This is a genomic window from Streptomyces xanthophaeus (assembly GCF_030440515.1).
Classification (GTDB): domain Bacteria; phylum Actinomycetota; class Actinomycetes; order Streptomycetales; family Streptomycetaceae; genus Streptomyces; species Streptomyces kutzneri.
Genome location: NZ_CP076543.1, coordinates 3,058,671 through 3,076,090 on the forward strand (window position 1 = coordinate 3,058,671; position 17,420 = coordinate 3,076,090).

Genomic DNA, 17,420 nt, shown 5'->3' on the forward strand with positions numbered 1-17,420 from the left:
GACAGATGTCATGCGGCGGACATGACGGTGCCCCCGCCCGGGGTACGGGCGGGGGCACGGTCGGCCGGTCCGGAAGGGATGGGCCGGGCCAGGTCAGGCCTGGCCGTCCTAGTTCGGGTTGGTGTCGACGACCGCGGTGCGTTCGGCGGTGGTCTTGCCGCGCAGCGCCTTGCCGAGGGCGCCGGCGATGTCCTGCGGGGTGACGGCCGTCTTCTCGCCGTTGCCGCGGGTGATCAGGATCCCGTCGAAGGTGTTCCCGTAGGTCGCTTTGAGCGCCTCCAGGTCGAACTTCTCGACCAGGCGGCCGTCGACGGGCTGCATGCTCAGGATCTTGGGCAGGGACCGGGCGCCGAACGCGATCGACTTGGTGCCCACCTTGACCGTGGCGTTCGCGGACATCGCGGGCTCGGCGAACTCCTTCATGGCCCGGTCCAGTTCGGCCTGGCCGATGGCCGGCGCCTTGGTCGTGGTCGGCAGTTCGGCCACGGCCGCCTTGCCGGTGGCGACCTGGTCCTTGAAGGTCTTGGCCACCAGCTGGACGGAGGCGTCGACGTCGAGGGTGGTGCCGGGGGTGCCGGGGACGGCGACGGCCTTGCCGGTGTCGAACTTGATCGTGCCCTCGGTGGCCGTACCGGAGGTGCCCGCGAGCTCCTGCAGCGCGACCTGGAGCTTCTCCTCGTCGGTCGGCATCACGGGGTCGGCGACCCGCTCGTTGCCGAGGAGCGAGCCGATGACCGTGATCGGGTTGTAGTCGCTGCCGGCCGCGTTGCGGACGGTGGTCTGGGCGTCCAGGGTCAGGCCGGCCTTGTCGGGCTTCAGCTCGACCGGCTTGCCGCCGACGCTCAGCTGGATCGGGGCGGCGGCTCGGGTGCCGAAGGCCGTCTGGAGCTTGGAGACGGCCTCGTCGCGGCTGCCGCTGATGTCGACGCCGAGGACGGTGGTGCCCTTGGGGACGTCGGAGTGGTTCAGGAGCAGCCCGGCGCCGTAGGCCACGCCGACGAGGGCGATGAGACCGCCGCCGAGCAGGACCAGCTTGGAGCGGCCCTTCTTGGCGGGCTTTTCGGTGGCCTTGGGCTGCGCGGCCGCGGGGCGGGGTGCGGCCGGGGCGGGGGCCGGTACCGGGGTCGGCAGCGGGCCGTCCAGGTCGGGGCCGGGCCACTGCGGAGCGTCGTCGAAGGCGGCCGCGCCGGCCGGGCCGGCCGGGCCGCCGACGGGGCCGGTGCCGAAGCCGGGGCCTCCGGTGGGTCCGGCGGGGCCGCCGCCGTAGGCCGGGAACGCCTCGGTGACCGGGCCGCCGTCGCCCTGGTCGCCCCCGTACGCGGGGAAGCCCTGGGTCGTCCCGACGCCCGGGCCGCCGGGCATCGGGGCCGTGGGGGCGGGTCCGGCGGCCTGGGCGTAGCCCTGTCCGTAGTCCGAGACGGGCGGCGGCGGGGTGCGCGGCGGCGCGAAGGCGGCGTCCGGTCCGGGCCCCTGCGGGGCCTGGGCGTGCTGCGGCGGGGGGTAGCCCGCGCCCGGCCCGGCCGGCGGCGTGGGCGTCGGAGTCGGCGTCGGGGACGGCGTCCGGGTGGGCAACGGCCGCTGCGCGAGCGGCGGGGCGGCCGCGGCCGGCGGCATCCGGTCCGCGGCGGGGGCCGGTGCGGGTGCCTGGGCGGCCGACTTGCGCGGGGCGAACCAGTTGCTGGTCGCCTCCTCGGGTTCGGCGGCCGGGGCCGGCGCCGGCGCCTGGGCACCGTCCGGCTCCGGGGCGGCCTCGATGCGGGTCGGCTGCGGACCGCGCCGCTGCGCGAGCGGCGGGGCGGCCTGCTCGGGCGCAGGCTCCGGCCCGCTCCGCTCCGCGGTACCGGCCGAGCCGGAGTTGGTGCCCATCGCCTTGCGCACGACCACCGGCGGGATCGGCCGCGAACCGGGGATGTTGATCCGGATCCGGGTCGTCAGGGTGGTCTCGGTCTTGGGCCCGTCGGAATCGGGCGTGGACGGCTTTGAGGTCACAGCGTTCTCCTCCGGAGCGGTCGCCGCAGCGTCCGTGGACGGGTACTGGCCGGTTCCGTACGGCGGTGTACCCGAGGGGTAGGCGGCTCCACCGTGCCCCTTGGGCCCGGAGGACGAACTGTCGGTTTCACGACTCAAGGCAGGTTCTCCCGGTTGGCTCCGCCGCCCGTCATACCGTGCGCGGGCAGCTCGGCGGCCCGTCCACCATACTGGCCGCCGCCCGCAGGCAACTGACTGGCGGGAATCAGGGGTTCCTGATAGGGCCCGTCAAACCCCCCTGAAGCGCCCGGCGGGCCCCCGCGCGCACCTCTCGGCGATCCTCCCTACGCGGTCCGACACCACGTCACTTGGCAGGCCGGGAGACCGAAACCGGCCGATCCAGCGGACCGCGCATCGTGGCACACATCACAGCGAGAACGGTTCCACCCAAAAGGTAGACGTACACGCCGATTCCGGACGAACCGAGGAGGAAGTCCCCCTCGGGGCGCGGAACGCTGAGCATCACGTACGAGAGGAACCAGCCGACCGCGGCGCCGCCCACCCCGAAGCCGGTCCCGAGGGCGATCCGGCCGCCGAGGAACAGCCCGAAGACGGCCAGCAGGGCGAGCAGCAGACCGCCGGGGAACCAGAGGCCGACCACCAGCCAGCCGGCCGCGCCGGTCAGCGCGCCCGCGACCAGCATGCCCAGGCAGCCGGCGATCCGCCCGGCGGTGGCCGTGCCGCTCATGCCTCCACCCCCGCGAAAAGGTCGTGTTCGCGCTCGCCCGCCGGGGCACCCGGCCGGCCCTCGACCAGTTCGTAGTACTCGCGGGTGAAGAGCGGCTGCGCCAGGTCGTTGGAGAGGGCGAAGAAGGGCCCGTCCACGGCGATCTGGGTGGCGTGGGCCCGCATGGCGGCGGACTTCGCCGCCACGAAGGTGTCCTTGGCGTCGATCTCGGCGGTGATCCGCTCGTCGGCGACGACCCCCGGCACGTCCCCGGGCGAGCCCACCGCAGGGAAGGGCATCTCGCCCCCGGCGGCGCGCAGCCGGGCGAAGCCCTCCTCGACCACCGAGCGCGGGACGCGGTTCCAGTAGATCTTCCCGACCCTGTGGGGCGCGCCGAGGTCACGCCGGTACGCGGTCTCCGCGGCCAGTTCGGCGGCGCGCATGGCGACCCGGTGGGCCTGGATGTGGTCGGGGTGCCCGTATCCGCCGTCCGGGTCGTAGGTGACGAGCACCTGCGGCCGCAGCTCCCGGATGATCTCCACCAGGTATGCGGCGGCCTCGTCCACGTCGGCGGACCAGAAGGCCTCCGGCCGGTGGTTCTGCGGGGCGCCCATCATCCCGGAGTCCCGGAAGCGGCCGGGGCCGCCGAGGAACCGGTGGTCGTGGACGCCCAGTTCCGCCATGGCCGCGGCGAGCTCGCCGACGCGGTGGGCGCCGAGGGTGTCGTCGCGGTCGGCCGCCAGGTGGGCGAGCCCGGGCGGGATGACCTCACCCTCCTCGCCCAGGGTGCAGGTCACCAACGCGACGTGGGCGCCCTCGGCCGCGTACTTGGCCATGGTGACGCCGTTGTTGATCGACTCGTCGTCGGGGTGCGCGTGCACGAGGAGCAGACGACGGGCGGGAAGACCGTTCATGGGGCCTAGCCTACGAGGTGGGGCCTAGGGGGTGTCTTGTCGATCGGGCCGGATCCGCGAGCCCGGCCTGACCGGCAGGACACCCCCTAGAACTTGAGGCCACTGATCATGCTCGCCACGTTCGAGGTGAGCTGGCTGAGGGTCGGGGCGATGGTGGAACTCGCCAGGTAGAAGCCGAGCAGTACGCAGACCACCGCATGTCCCGCCTTCAGGCCCGCCCTTCGGACCAGCAGGAAGACGATGATCGCCAGCAGCACCACGGCGGAGATCGAGAGTGCCACGGCGTTTCACCTCCACGTCGAGCGGACATCGGTACGCGTATTCGTGCTCAGCAGGAGTCATACCCACCGTGCGCTACGGATCATAACTATCCGTACCAGCGCATCGATCGAAATCCGGCAGCACGAGGGGCGCATGCCGCGCATGAGTGGGGTCACGGGGAGGCCGGCCGGCGAGGCTGTACGCCTCCCCGGCCGGCTGTCGGCACCCGCACGGCCGCACGGCATCCAGGTTGCATGCCCCAGATCTCGGGGCAGAAACGGTCAAGTTGCCCCCACGTAAACGGAGTTGCCGGGGGGGGCCGCCGTTTCCCCACCCGGCGCGCAGCGGTGGCCGGAAATGATCGGTCGGCGGCTACTCCTTCGTCAGCGGATCCGCCGGCGGCGGGGGCGGAGGCGGCGGGGGCTGCTGGTCCGACGGCGGGACCACCTGCTTCTCCGCCGCGAAGTGGCAGGCCGACGGGTGCGCCGCCGGGCCCGAGGGGAAGACCTGCGGGACCGCGAGCAGCGGGACCTCCGCCGTGCAGCGGGGCTCGGCCTTCCAGCAGCGGGTGCGGAAGGGGCAGCCCGAGGGCGGGTTGGCCGGGGACGGGACGTCACCGCTGAGGATGATCCGCTCGCGGTGGGCGCGGGCCTCAGGGTCCGGGACCGGGACGGCCGAGAGCAGCGCCTGGGTGTACGGGTGGGTCGGATGGTCGTAGATCTGGCTGTCGGTGCCGATCTCGACGATCCGGCCCAGGTACATGACGCCGACCCGGTCGGAGATGTGCCGGACGATCGAGAGGTCGTGCGCGATGAAGACGTAGGACAGGTCGAAGTCGCTCTGCAGCCGGTCCAGCAGGTTGATCACCTGGGCCTGGACGGAGACGTCCAGCGCCGAGACGGGCTCGTCGGCGACGATGATCTCGGGCTGCAGGGCAAGGCCGCGGGCGATGCCGATGCGCTGGCGCTGCCCGCCGGAGAACTGGTGCGGGTACCGGTTGATGTACTCCGGGTTCAGGCCCACGACATCGAGCAGCTCCTGGACCTTCTGCCGGCGCGAGCCCTTGGGAGCCACCTCGGGGTGGATCTCGTACGGCTCCCCGATGATGTCGCCGACCGTCATGCGCGGGTTCAGCGACGTGTACGGGTCCTGGAAGACCATCTGGATGTTGCGGCGCACGGCCTTCAGCGCGCGCCCCGACAGCTTGGTGATGTCCTCGCCCTTGTACGAGATCGCGCCCGCCGTCGGCCGCTCCAGATTGACCAGCATCTTGGCCACGGTGGACTTCCCGCAGCCGGACTCGCCCACGATGCCGAGCGTCTCACCGGCGCGCAGGCCGAAGGAGACCCCGTCGACCGCCTTGACCGCGCCGATCTGCTTGCGGAAGACGATGCCCCTGGTCAGCGGGTAGTGCTTGACCAGGTCCTTCACTTCAAGCAGGGACTCAGCCATGGAGGCACTCCTTCCAGAAGTGGCAGGCGCTCGTGCGTTCCACCGGGGACTCGGTCACCCGGTACAGCGGCGGGACGTCGGTGCGGCACACCGCCTGCGCCATCGGGCAGCGCGGGTTGAAGGCGCAGCCGGGCGGGATGGCCACCAGGTTCGGCGGCAGGCCCTTGATGGCGTACAGCTCCTGGCCCTTCTGGTCCAGGCGCGGGATGGAGTCCAGCAGGCCCCGCGTGTACGGGTGCGCGGGTGCCTTGTAGATGTCGTGGACCGGAGCCGCCTCGACGATCCGGCCCGCGTACATGACCGCGATCTTGTCGGCCACGTCCGCGACCACGCCCAGGTCGTGGGTGATCAGGATGAGGCCCATGTTCAGCTCGCGCTGGAGCTCGGCGAGCAGGTCCATCACCTGGGCCTGGACGGTGACGTCCAGGGCCGTCGTCGGCTCGTCCGCGATGATCAGCGAGGGCTCCAGGGCCAGCGCCATCGCGATCATGATGCGCTGGCGCATGCCGCCCGAGAACTGGTGCGGGTAGTCCCCCACCCGCTCCCTCGCCGCCGGGATCCTGACCCGGTCCATCAGCTCGACGGCCTTGCCCTTGGCGTCCTTGCGGGACATCCCGCGGTGCACCTCGTACATCTCGGCGAGCTGCGCGCCCACGCTCAGGACCGGGTTGAGGGAGGAGAGCGCGTCCTGGAAGATCATCGCCATCTCGGCGCCGCGGATCTTGCGCCGCTCCTCCTCCTTCATCTTGAGGAGGTCCTTGCCCTTGAAGAGGATCTCGCCGCCCGCGATCCGGCCGGGCGGCACGTCGAGGATGCCCATCACGGCCTGGGCGGTGACCGACTTGCCGGAGCCCGACTCGCCGAGCACGGCGAGCGTCTCGCCCTCGGCCACCGAGTAGTTGACGCCGTTGACGGCCTTGGCGACTCCGTCTCGCGTCTTGAATTCCACGTGCAGGTCGCGGACTTCGAGCAGCATGTGCGGGGCTCCTCAGCGCAGCTTGGGGTCGAGGGCGTCGCGCACCGCGTCGCCGAGCATGATGAAGGCGAGCACGGTCAGGCTCAGCGCGCCGGCCGGCCAGAGCAGCATGTGCGGGGCGTTGCGGATCTGCGAGGCCGCGTTGGAGATGTCGATGCCCCAGGAGACGGTGGGCGGGCGCAGGCCGACGCCGAGGAAGGACAGGGTGGCCTCCAGGGCGATGTAGGTGCCGAGCGCGATGGTGGCGACGACGATGACCGGGGCGATGGCGTTGGGCGCCACGTGCCGGAGCATCATCCGGCCGTTGCCGGCGCCGAGGGCCCGGGCCGCCTGGACGTAGTCGTTCTGTTTGGCGGTGATGACGGAGCCGCGGCCGATGCGGGCGATCTGCGGCCAGCCGAGGAGCACGATGAAGCCGACCACCGGCCAGACGGTGGTGCTGGTGACCACGGACAGGAACACCAGGCCGCCGAGGACGACGGGGATGCCGAAGAAGATGTCGGCGACCCGCGAGAGCAGCGCGTCGCCCCAGCCGCCGAAGAACCCGGCGAGCCCGCCGAGCAGCGAACCGAGCAGGGCGGCGCCGAGGGTGGCGCAGACGCCCACGGTGATGGAGGCGCGGGCCCCGTAGACGGTACGGGTGTACACGTCGCAGCCCTGGGTGTCGTAGCCGAAGGGATGGCCCGGGGAGGAGCCCTGCTGCGACTTGGACAGGTCGCACTGCAGTGGGTCGCCGCTCGCGATGAGCTGCGGCCAGATCGAGATGATCACGAGGAAGAGGATCATCAGCGAGGAGATGACGAAGACGGGGTTGCGGCGCAGCTGGTGCCAGGCGTCGGACCACAGCGAGCGGGGCTTCTCGCCGGGGCCGGTCCCGCCCGGCGGGCCGTCCTTCTCGATGCCCTCGACGCTCTCGGCCTCCTGCAGGGCCAGATCCATGGGTCCCCCCTGGCCGGTCGGGGAGACCGCCTCGTGCGGACGCGGACCGACGGGATCGTAGCCGCCGGGCCCTTCGGGACGCTCGGGGTCAGGCATAACGGATCCTCGGGTCAAGGACCGCGTAGAGCAGGTCCACGAGCAGGTTCGCCAGCAGGAAGACGATGACGAGGATGGTCACGAAGCCGACGACCGTGGGCGAGTTGTTGCGCAGGATGCCCTGGTAGAGCTGGTATCCGACGCCGTGGATGTTGAAGATCCGCTCGGTGACGATGGCGCCGCCCATCAGGGCGCCGATGTCGGTGCCGATGAAGGTGACGACGGGGATGAGCGAGTTGCGCAGCAGGTGGCGGGTGACGACGCGGCGGCGCGGCAGGCCCTTGGCGACGGCGGTGCGCACGTAGTCGGCCTTGACGTTCTCGGCGATGGAGGTGCGCGAGAGCCGGGTGACGTAGGCGAGGGAGACCAGGGCGAGCACGATGCCGGGCAGGATCAGCTCGTTGAGGGGGGCGTCCGGGGAGACGGTCGGCCGCACCCAGCCCCATTTGACGCCGAAGAGGTACTGGAGCAGATAGCCCGTCACGAACGTCGGTACGGAGATGACGACGAGGGTGAGCACCAGCACGGTGGTGTCGACGGACTTGCCGCGGCGCAGGCCGCTGACCACGCCGAGGGTGATGCCGATGACGATCTCGAAGAAGATCGCGACCATGGTCAGGCGCAGGGTGACGGGGAAGGCGCTGGCCATCAGCTCGGTGACCGGCTGGCCGTTGAAGGCCGTGCCGAAGTCGCCCTTGAAGATCTGGCCCATGTAGTGGACGTACTGCTCCCACAGGGGGCGGTCGAGGTAGAGGTCCTTGCGGATGCGTGCGGCGGTGGCGGGGTCGGGCGCCTTGTCGCCGAAGAGGGCCGCGACCGGGTCACCGAGCGCGTACACCATGAAGAAGATCAGGAACGTGCTGCCGATGAACACCGGGATCATCTGGAGCAGCCGCCGGATCACATAACGTCCCATGGACTGCTCCAGGATCGATCCGAAACGCGGGTCAGCTGACCTTGATCTGGTCGTACACGGGGACGCTGAACTGGTTGAGCGCCACGTCCGAGAGCCGCTCGGCGTAGCCCGCGCTGCCGTTCTGGTACCAGAGCGGGATGGCCGGCATCTGCGCGGCGAGGATCTTCTCGGAGTCCTGGAACTTCGCGACGGCCTTGGCCTGGTCGCTCTCCTGGTTGGCCTCGTCGACGAGCTTGTCGAAGTCCGCGTTGCTGAACTTCCCGTAGTTGGAGGAGGCCCCGGTGTAGTAGAGGGGCTGGAGGAAGTTCTGGATCAGGGGGTAGTCGGCCTGCCAGCCGGAGCGGAAGGGGCCGGTCAGTTTGAAGCTGCTCTGCTGGTTGCGGAAGTCCGCGAAGGTGCCGATCGGGTTGACCGTGCAGACCGGGCCCTCGCCCAGCGCGTTGTTGATGCTGTTGCAGACGGCGTCCATCCAGTCGCGGTGCGAGCCGGTGTCCACGTTGGAGGTCAGCGTGACCTTGCCGCCGGGGAGTCCGCCTGCGTCCGTGATGAGCTTCTTGGCCGCGGCCGGGTCGTAGACGCAGGCGTCACCGCAGACCGTGGAGGAGAAGCCGCCCTTCTCGCCGAGGGCCGGGGAGGTCCAGTCCTTGGCCGGGGTGCGGGTCTCGCGGAAGATCTGCTTGGTGATCTCGTCGCGGTTGATGGCCCGCGAGATGCCGATCCGGACGTTCTCCATCCCCTCCTTGCTCCACTGCGGGTCGTACAGCGGGAAGGTGAGGGTCTGGATGATGAGGGCCGGCTGGTTGATGTACCGGTCGCCCAGGTCGTTCTTGACGTTCTTCAGCTGCTGCGCCGGGATGTCGTCGACGAGGTCGAGGTTGCCGGAGATCAGGTCGGTGTAGGCGGTGTTGTTGTCGGTGTAGACCTTCAGGTCCACGCCGCCGTTCTGCGCCTTGTCCGGACCGGGGTAGGTGTCCCACTTGCGCAGCTTCATGCCGGTGCCCTTGGTGTACGAGTCCACCGTGTACGGGCCGTTGCCGATGGGCTTGTCCAGCCAGGCGGCGTGGTCGGTGAAGAAGGCCTTGGGCAGGGGGGAGAAGGCCTGGTAGCCGAGGGTCTCGGGCCAGGTGGAGAACTTGTTCTTCAGGGCGACCGTGAAGGTCTTGGCGTCCTTGACGACCAGTCCGGACATCGTCTTGGCCTTGGGCTCACCGGATGCGGGGTGGACGTCCGCGTAACCGACGATGTCGGAGAAGAACGGCGAGTTGTTCTGCTTGTTGCGCACGTCGGCGCCGTAGTTCCAGGCGTCGACGAAGGACTGCGCGGTGACCGGCTCGTCGTTGCTGAACTTCCAGCCGTCCTTCAGTGTGATGGTGAAGTTCTGACTGTCCGTCGTCTCGATCTTCTCGGCGACCATGTCGAGGGCCTCGCCCGTCTTCGGGTCGTAGCGCTTGAGGCCCCGGAAGAGCATGTCGAGCACCTTGCCGCCCTGCACCTCGTTGGTGTTGGCGGGCTCCAGCGGGTTCTGCGGGTCGCCCCACGAGGAGCTGACGATTCCCGCCTCGCCGCCTCCGCCGCTGTCGCTACCGCCGCCGCAGGCCGTCGCCGCGAGGGCGACGGCCACCGCACATGCGGCCCACGTGGCGTGGGTGGCTCCGCGCATGGAGTGCCTCCTAGGGATCCCAAGACTCGCTTAGGGGCCTATGTCACCCTATGTGGGACCCTGCACACTCCTCGTTGGACCGATTGCACCCGCGCGTCACGCCCCTGTCACCCCTGGGGGTGCAATGAAAGCTCCCATGAGTCGACCGCGTAGTGCAGGCCCATGCCGTGGGCCTCGTACAGCGCGAGCGCGCCGGTCTCGTTGTGGGTGTCCACGCCGAGGCCTACGCAGTCCCGGCCGCGCTGCGCGTAGACGGCGAAGCAGTGGCGGAGCAGGAAACCGCCGAGGCCGAGGCCCCGCACCTCCTTCGCCACGCCGAGGTGGCTGACCCAGGCCATGCTCGTGCGGTCGTCCCGGGTGAGCAGCACGGCCACGTCGCCCTGGCCGGGCAGGCTCGCGATCCACACCAGTGACCAGTCGAGCGTGCGACCCTCCATGTGGTCGAGCCAGGTCTCGTACGGGCGGTCCACATGGCCGAAGTGTGCGGCGAAGGTCCGCTCGATCAGGGCGTGGGCCCGATGGCGGTCGGCCTCGTCGTCGCCGCAGTGGCGCAGGGTGAGCCCGGCCGGCGGGACCGGCGCCGGGTCGGCGGACGGGGACAGGGAGCGGGTCATGACCTGGTAGCGGCGGATGGTGCGGTAGCCGCGGCCGGTCAGGAGGGACAGGTCGAGGGTGGGCTTCACGTTGAGCTGCATCCTCAGCACGCCCTGACCACCGGTCAGCTCCCGGGCCCGGGCCTCCATGCGCTCCAGCAACGAGGTGGCGGCCTCGTCGTGGCCGGGCAGTACGTAGTGGTCCCCGTCGACGCGGCCCGGGCCGGAGTCCGCCCAGACGAGGGCGTAGGCGACGAGCCGGCCGTCCTGGTGCGCGAGCCAGGAATCGGTGGCCAGGTCCACGTCCGGGGCGTTGAGGTCGGACTCGACGGTGCCGAGATCGGTCTCCGGGCGGCCGATCTCGATCACGTCGACGGCATTGAGCAGGGCGCAGATGTCGGAGGCGTCCCCGGGCCCGGCGGGCCGTACGGTGAGGGTCATGCCCGTCACTCTCCGTCCCCGGCTCCCGGGGGTGCAACCGGTTTCCCCGGGGTCCCGTCCCCCGGGGCGGCGCATCCCCGCACCGGTGACGGAAAACGGCCGGCCCCCGGCGCCGTGAGGCGCCGGGGGCCGGCCGTTTGGGACGAACGCGTCGGTCAGACGGCCAGGATGGCCTTCTCCTCGGCGAAGTGGCACGCGGACTCGTGCGCGGCCAGGGTGTTCACACCCTTGAAGCGCTCCGGGATCGCCAGCAGCGGCTCCTCGGTGGAGCACTTGTCCTGGGCCTTCCAGCAGCGGGTGCGGAAGCGGCAGCCCGACGGCGGGTTGGCCGGGGACGGGACGTCACCGGTGAGGATGATCCGCTCGCGGCCCTCGCGCGCGTCCGGGTCCGGGACCGGGACGGCGGACAGCAGCGCCTGGGTGTACGGGTGGGTCGGGTGCTCGTAGATCTCGGCGTCGGAGCCGATCTCGGCCATCTTGCCCAGGTACATGACGCCCACGCGGTCCGAGATGTGCCGGACGATCGAGAGGTCGTGCGCGATGAAGAGGTACGAGAGGTTGAACTCGTTCTGCAGCTTCTCCATCAGGTTGATGACCTGGGCCTGCACCGACACGTCGAGCGCGGAGACCGGCTCGTCGCAGATGATGATCTCCGGCTGCAGGGCGAGGCCACGGGCGATGCCGATGCGCTGGCGCTGGCCGCCGGAGAACTGGTGCGGGTACCGGTTGATGTACTCCGGGTTCAGACCGACGACGTCCAGGAGCTCCTGGACCTTCTGCCGGCGGTTGCCCTTGGGAGCCACCTCGGGGTGGATCTCGAAAGGCTCCCCGATGATGTCGCCGACCGTCATGCGCGGGTTCAGCGACGTGTACGGGTCCTGGAAGACCATCTGGATGTTGCGGCGCACGGCCTTCAGCGCGCGGCCGGACAGCTTGCTGATGTCCTGGCCCTTGTAGAAGACCTCGCCGGCGGTCGCGCGCTCCAGGTTCATCAGGAGCTTGGCGACCGTGGACTTGCCACAGCCGGACTCGCCGACGATGCCGAGGGTCTCGCCCTGGTAGAGGTCGAAGGAGACCCCGTCGACCGCCTTGACCGCGCCGACCTGCTTCTTGAACAGGATTCCCTGGGTCAGCGGGAAGTGCTTGACCAGGTTACGGACCTGGAGGATCGGCTCGCGCTCGGTGGCGTTCTTGGTGAGCTCAGCCATGGATCTGGTCCTTCCAGAAGTGGCACGCGCTGCCGCGGCCGGGCAGTTCGGTGCCGTCCTGCTCGGTGACCGGGTGCAGCACCGGGATCTCGGTGCGGCAGATGTCCTGCGCCTTGGGGCAGCGGGGGCTGAAGGCGCAACCGGTGGGAATGCGGAGCAGGTTGGGCGGCAGACCCTTGATCGCGTAGAGCTCCTGGCCCTTCTGGTCCAGGCGCGGGATCGAGTCCAGCAGGCCACGGGTGTACGGGTGGGACGGGCGCTTGTAGATCTCGTGGACCGGAGCGGTCTCGACGATCCGGCCCGCGTACATGACCGCGATCTTGTCCGCGACGTCGGCGACGACGCCGAGGTCGTGGGTGATCAGGATCAGGCCCATGTTCATCTCGCGCTGGAGCTCCGCGAGCAGGTCCATGACCTGCGCCTGGACCGTCACGTCGAGGGCCGTGGTCGGCTCGTCCGCGATGATCAGGTCGGGCTCCAGGGCCAGCGCCATGGCGATCATGATGCGCTGGCGCATACCGCCGGAGAACTGGTGCGGGTAGTCACCCACGCGCGCCTTGGCGGCGGGGATCTTCACGCGGTCCATGAGCTCGACGGCCTTGACCTTCGAGTCCTTCTTGGACATGCCCCGGTGGACCCGGAACATCTCGCCGAGCTGGTCGCCCACCGAGTAGACCGGGTTCAGGGAGGACAGCGCGTCCTGGAAGATCATCGCCATCTTGTCGCCGCGGAGCTTGCGGCGCTCCTCGTCGGACATCTTGAGGATGTCCTTGCCGTGGAAGCGCACCTCGCCGCCGGACACCCGTCCGGGCGGGCTGTCGAGGATGCCCATGATCGCCTGAGCGGTGACGGACTTGCCGGAGCCGGACTCGCCGAGCACGGCGAGGGTCTCGCCGGCGCTGACGCTGTAGCTCACGCCGTTGACGGCCTTGGCGACCCCGTCACGGGTCTTGAACTCGACCTGGAGGTTTTCCACCTCCAGCAGCGGCACGGCGGATCCGCCGCCCGTCTCCGCAACGCTGAGAATCTCCGACGTGGTCACGCCGCCACCTTCGTCCTGCTTGCTGATGTTGTCTCGGGGCATCGGGCTGCCCTACCGGAGCTTCGGGTCGAGTGCGTCACGCAGGCCGTCGCCGACGAAGGCGAAGCCGAGCACGGTGACGACGACGAAGAGGCTGGGGAAGTACCACAGGTAGTCGTTGACCCCGATGAAGCCCTGGCCGGCCGCGAGCATGTTGCCCCACTCGGGGACGTCGACGGGGACACCGGCGCCGAGGAAGGACAGCGCCGCCACACCGATGATCGTGGTGCCGACGTTGAAGGTCGCGTAGACCAGAACGGCGGTCAGCGAGTTGGGCAGGATGTGCGTGCGCACGATGCGCCAGCCGCTCGCGCCGAGCGCCTTGGCGGCGTGGACGTAGTCCATCTCGCGCACGGACAGGATCGAGCTGCGCAGGAGCCTGGCCACGGTGGCCCACGAGAAGATCGCGAGCGAGATGATCACCGGCGTGATGCCACGGCCGGTGACCAGGATGATGACGATGGCACCGATCATCAGCGGGAACGCGAGGAACACGTCCGCGACGCGCATGACCAGCGTGTCGGCGAAGCCGGGGAAGTAGCCGGCGATGGCGCCGAGGACGACACCGATCAGCACGGCGAAGAAGATCGAGGCGAGGCCGACGAACATGGCCACGCGGGTACCGGCTATGAGACGCGAGAACATGTCGCGGCCCAGGGCGTCGGTACCCATCCAGTGGGTGGCGTTGGGCGCCGCGAGGGTGTTCTCGAGGTCCTGTGCGCCGGGGTCGAACGGGGCGAGCATGTCCCCGAAGATGGCGGTCAGGAACAGCAGAACGATGATCGCGAGGCCGACGACGGCCAGCTTGTTCTGAACGAAGCGGTGGCGGATCTCGCCCCACTGGCTCAGTTGTTTGGGGGCGGGTTCGGCCTTGACCGAAACGGACGACGCGGGGTTCTCGTCCCCGATCGCCGGGCTCGTTGCGAGCTCAGACATGAGGAAATCCTCCTTGGGGGCGGTCAGCTGAGGCGGATACGCGGGTCGAGGGCCGCGTACAGCAGGTCCACGATGAGGCTGAGGACGACGAAGATGGCGACGCTGTAGGTCACCACGCCGATCACAATCGGGTTGTTCTGCTGCTGAATCGCCTGAACCAGCGCCAGACCGACGCCGTCCCAGTTGAAGATCGCCTCGGTGATGAGCGCACCGCCGAGGAGTCCGCCGAACGAGATACCCAGGTAGGTGACCACGGGGATGGACGAGTTGCGGAGGACGTGCTTGAACAGCACGCGCCGGCGCGGAAGTCCCTTGGCCACGGCCGTCTTCACGTAGTCCGCGCGCAGCACCTCGAGCATCGTGCCGCGGGTGAGGCGGGCCACGAAGGCGATGTCGGTGATGGCGAGGGTGACCGCGGGAAGGATCATGCCGTTGAGCTGATCACCACCGATCGGTGGGAACCAACCGAGTTCCACGGCAAAGTACTTCTTGAGCAGCATGCCGATGACGAAGGTCGGGAAACCGACCGCCATCGTCGTAAAGAATGTCGTGGTCATGTCCAGGATGCTGTATCTGTAGAGCGCGGCGATGATGCCCACGCCCATACCGAACACCGTGATGAGAACGATGGCCAGCAGGGCCAGCTTCGCGGTGTTCTGCAGCTTCGGGCCGAGGATCTCGGAGACCTCGCGCCGCTGGATGAAGTCCTCACCGAGGTCTCCGGTCGCGACCTTCGCGACATAGTTCACGTACTGCTCGGGCAGCGACTTGTCGAGCCCGTAACGCGCCTTCAGTTCCGCGACCACTGCGGGGTCGCGTGCCTTGTCGCTGCCCGCGATCGAACCCACGGGATCACCGGGGAGAACGAACAGACACGCGAACAGAACCATGGTCGCGCCGATGAGGACTATGACCATCTGCCCGAGGCGACGGGCGACGTACCTTCCCATGTTTGTGCCTCTCTACCTGGCCGCTTCTGGGAGCAGCGGCCTCCGACCCAAGGAACGGGCCGGCTCTCGGCCAGCGGGGATTGCCCGCGGATGTGAGGGGTGCCGAAGTAAAAACGGCCTGCCGAGCGGGGCCGCGGCCCACCGGTCACCCGGGGGCCGCGGCACGTTCGCTCCTGACGGATATACCGTCCGAACCGATTACTTCTTGAGCGAGATCTTCTCGAGGATCGGGTCCTCGTTGAAGTTGATGTCGTCCAGACCGTTGAACTTGTCGGTCGCCATCAGGCGGAACTGGGAACGGTTGAAGGTCGGGATGAGCGCCATGTCGTCCATGGCCATCTTCTCGGCCTGCTTGTACATCGCGATGCGAGCGGCCTCGTCCTTGGTGGCGCGAGCCGTGTCGATCAGCTTGTCGAACTCGGGGTTGTTGTAACGGACGCGGTTGTCACCGGTCACGTTGCCCTCGGCGTCCTTGTTCATCGAGGCCGAGTGCAGCAGCGGGAACAGGAAGTTCTCCGGGGTCGGGTAGTCCGCGCCCCACGCGAAGCGGTAGATGCCGGTGGCGCTGCCGCCCTGCTGCTCCTTGAGCATGCCCGGGAAGTCCTTGCCGTCCAGCTTGACCTTGACGCCGAGGACGTCCTCGAGCTGCTTCGCGATGGCCTGGACCCACTCTTCGTGGCCCGCACCGGTGTTGAAGCTGAACTTGATCTCGGTACCCGGCTTCAGGCCGCCCTTCTCGGCGTACTCCTTGGCCTTGGCGACGTCCTGCTTGACGCAGGAGACGCACAGGTCCTTCTGGTACGCCTTCGGGAACGCCGGCGGCACGATGGTCGTCGACGGGGTCTGGTAGCCCTGGAAGACACCCTTGGCGATGGCCTGACGGTCGATCGCGTAGGAGATCGCCAGACGGGCGTCCTTGTTGTTGGTCGGACCGTTGTCACCGATCGGCAGAACGAAGTTCATGCCGTTGGTGTCCTTGGCGAACCACTTGTTCTGCGGCTTGTACTTCGCCTCGGCCGTCTTCAGCATCGGCGTCGGGATGTGCGCGTAGTCGAAGGTGCCGGCCTGGAAGCCGTCGTACTCGAGCTGCTGCGCGGTCTTGTCGTTGAGCAGCGTGACCTGGACCTTCCCGAGGGAGGCCTTCTGCAGCGAGTAGTCGTCGTTGCGGACGAGGTTGATCGCCTTGTTGTGCTCCCACGAACCGTCCATCTTGAACGGACCGTTACCGATGGGGGCCTCGCCGAACGCCTTGTCCTCTTCGCCGACCTTGGCGACCTTCGGGACCGGGCTGTAGGCGTTGTGCGCCGTCTTCAGGACGAACTCGCAGTCCGCCTTGGACAGGTCCACCTTGATGGTGGTCGGGTCCGGCGTGGTGACACCGGAGAAGGTCTTGGCGGAGCCGTCCTGCAGCTGCTCGTAACCCTTGATGCCGGCGAAGTGGTACGCCACGTCGGACGCGGCGGCCTTGTGCGCGGCACGGGCCCAACCACGGGCGAACGACTCGGCGTCGACGACCTCGCCGTTGGAGAACTTGGTGTCGGGCTTGATCTTGAAGGTCCAGGACGTGCAACCCTCGTCCGAGGTCGCCGACTCGGCGAGCTGCGGCTCGGCCAGGCCGTCCGGCGTGTTGCCGTACAGGCCGGTGAACAGGGCGTTGGCCAGCAGGACGCCGGTGGACTCGTGGGCACGCCCCGGGTCGATGGTGTCCGGCTCGGTGCTACCGAGACGGAACACGCCACCGTTGGCGCTGCCCTTGTCCTTGCTGTCACCGTCACCGCCGCCACAGGCGGTAGCGGCCAGGGCGACGACAACCGCGCCCACGACCCACTTGGCGCTCTTGGCACCGCGCATGGGTTTCCTCCTCATGAGTCCACTGATCGACTTGAGGGGCAAAAAAACCTCGCCGACACCCCTGACGGCGAGCATTTCCGTGCCCATAGTGTGCTCGTGAGTCGGCGCGATCCCCACATCGCGTGACCCATTGACCCGAGCTCAATGGAGCCATCCTCAGGGACTGCCAGGCCGTAAACCACACTTAAGTGGTCTCGTTTTCACAACATCGATCCGCGTCAGAAACCCGAAATCCGGACAAACGGATAGGAGACAGACACGTGCGAAACGGACGGTTAGCTCATCATCCGGAGCGTCACGGTCGGTATGCGGACACCTGAACGCAAAAATCCGCTTGACAGAAGCGAACAGCCCCTCTCCTCACGGACTCCGTGAAGAGAGGGGCTGCTGCACTACCAGGGCCCTGCGGGCGGCTACGCCCGCCGTGGCCGCCGCCCGAGCAAACCCGGGC

15 protein-coding genes are annotated in these 17,420 nt (G+C 69.0%); all 15 read right to left on the reverse strand.

The features are described 5' to 3' along the window. Nucleotides 1–108: 108 nt before the first annotated feature. On the reverse strand, nt 109–2,127 hold the full coding sequence (locus tag KO717_RS13050; RefSeq protein ID WP_301366868.1) for a hypothetical protein: 2,019 nt from the start codon (nt 2,125–2,127) through the stop codon (nt 109–111). A gap of 205 nt (nt 2,128–2,332) precedes the next feature. Continuing rightward, the gene (locus tag KO717_RS13055; RefSeq protein ID WP_301366869.1) at nt 2,333–2,716 is read right to left on the reverse strand and encodes a DUF6113 family protein; all 384 of its coding nucleotides are present in this window, start codon (nt 2,714–2,716) and stop codon (nt 2,333–2,335) included. Next, nucleotides 2,713–3,609, reverse strand: coding sequence for an N-acetyl-1-D-myo-inositol-2-amino-2-deoxy-alpha-D-glucopyranoside deacetylase (mshB, locus tag KO717_RS13060; RefSeq protein WP_301366870.1), 897 nt, complete (start codon nt 3,607–3,609; stop codon nt 2,713–2,715). Before mshB ends, KO717_RS13055 begins: the two co-directional genes overlap by 4 nt. Nucleotides 3,610–3,695: 86 nt before the next feature. Then, nucleotides 3,696–3,890: a hypothetical protein gene (locus KO717_RS13065; protein WP_030012369.1), complete on the reverse strand. Its 195-nt coding sequence runs from the start codon at nt 3,888–3,890 to the stop codon at nt 3,696–3,698. Nucleotides 3,891–4,242: 352 nt separating this feature from the next. Then, nucleotides 4,243–5,322, reverse strand: coding sequence for an ABC transporter ATP-binding protein (locus tag KO717_RS13070; protein WP_301366871.1), 1,080 nt, complete (start codon nt 5,320–5,322; stop codon nt 4,243–4,245). Then, entirely contained in the window at nt 5,315–6,298 is a 984-nt protein-coding gene (locus tag KO717_RS13075) for an ABC transporter ATP-binding protein (RefSeq protein WP_301366872.1), read from the reverse strand. The genes KO717_RS13070 and KO717_RS13075 overlap by 8 nt, the downstream gene beginning before the upstream one ends. A gap of 12 nt (nt 6,299–6,310) precedes the next feature. Continuing rightward, nucleotides 6,311–7,333 (reverse strand): ABC transporter permease, encoded by a 1,023-nt coding sequence (locus KO717_RS13080; RefSeq protein ID WP_437184501.1) that lies wholly within the window; start codon nt 7,331–7,333, stop codon nt 6,311–6,313. Then, nucleotides 7,326–8,249: an ABC transporter permease gene (locus KO717_RS13085; protein ID WP_301366873.1), complete on the reverse strand. Its 924-nt coding sequence runs from the start codon at nt 8,247–8,249 to the stop codon at nt 7,326–7,328. The genes KO717_RS13080 and KO717_RS13085 overlap by 8 nt, the downstream gene beginning before the upstream one ends. 31 nt (nt 8,250–8,280) lie before the next feature. Continuing rightward, nucleotides 8,281–9,909, reverse strand: a complete 1,629-nt coding sequence (locus KO717_RS13090; protein ID WP_301366874.1) for a peptide ABC transporter substrate-binding protein — start codon at nt 9,907–9,909, stop codon at nt 8,281–8,283. Between the two features lie 107 nt (nt 9,910–10,016). Then, nucleotides 10,017–10,943: a GNAT family N-acetyltransferase gene (locus KO717_RS13095; protein WP_301366875.1), complete on the reverse strand. Its 927-nt coding sequence runs from the start codon at nt 10,941–10,943 to the stop codon at nt 10,017–10,019. Between the two features lie 155 nt (nt 10,944–11,098). After that, a complete protein-coding gene (locus tag KO717_RS13100) occupies nt 11,099–12,151 on the reverse strand; it encodes an ABC transporter ATP-binding protein (protein WP_301366876.1) in 1,053 nt (350 codons plus the stop codon). Continuing rightward, nucleotides 12,144–13,235, reverse strand: coding sequence for an ABC transporter ATP-binding protein (locus tag KO717_RS13105; RefSeq protein ID WP_437184502.1), 1,092 nt, complete (start codon nt 13,233–13,235; stop codon nt 12,144–12,146). The genes KO717_RS13100 and KO717_RS13105 overlap by 8 nt, the downstream gene beginning before the upstream one ends. A 9-nt stretch (nt 13,236–13,244) precedes the next feature. Further along, on the reverse strand, nt 13,245–14,168 hold the full coding sequence (locus tag KO717_RS13110) for an ABC transporter permease (RefSeq protein ID WP_301366878.1): 924 nt from the start codon (nt 14,166–14,168) through the stop codon (nt 13,245–13,247). Nucleotides 14,169–14,191: 23 nt separating this feature from the next. Next, a complete protein-coding gene (locus KO717_RS13115) occupies nt 14,192–15,118 on the reverse strand; it encodes an ABC transporter permease (protein ID WP_301366879.1) in 927 nt (308 codons plus the stop codon). 198 nt (nt 15,119–15,316) lie between these two features. Then, complete coding sequence (locus tag KO717_RS13120; RefSeq protein ID WP_301366880.1) at nt 15,317–16,969, reverse strand: peptide ABC transporter substrate-binding protein; 1,653 nt, start codon at nt 16,967–16,969, stop codon at nt 15,317–15,319. Between the last annotated feature and the right edge of the window lie 451 nt (nt 16,970–17,420).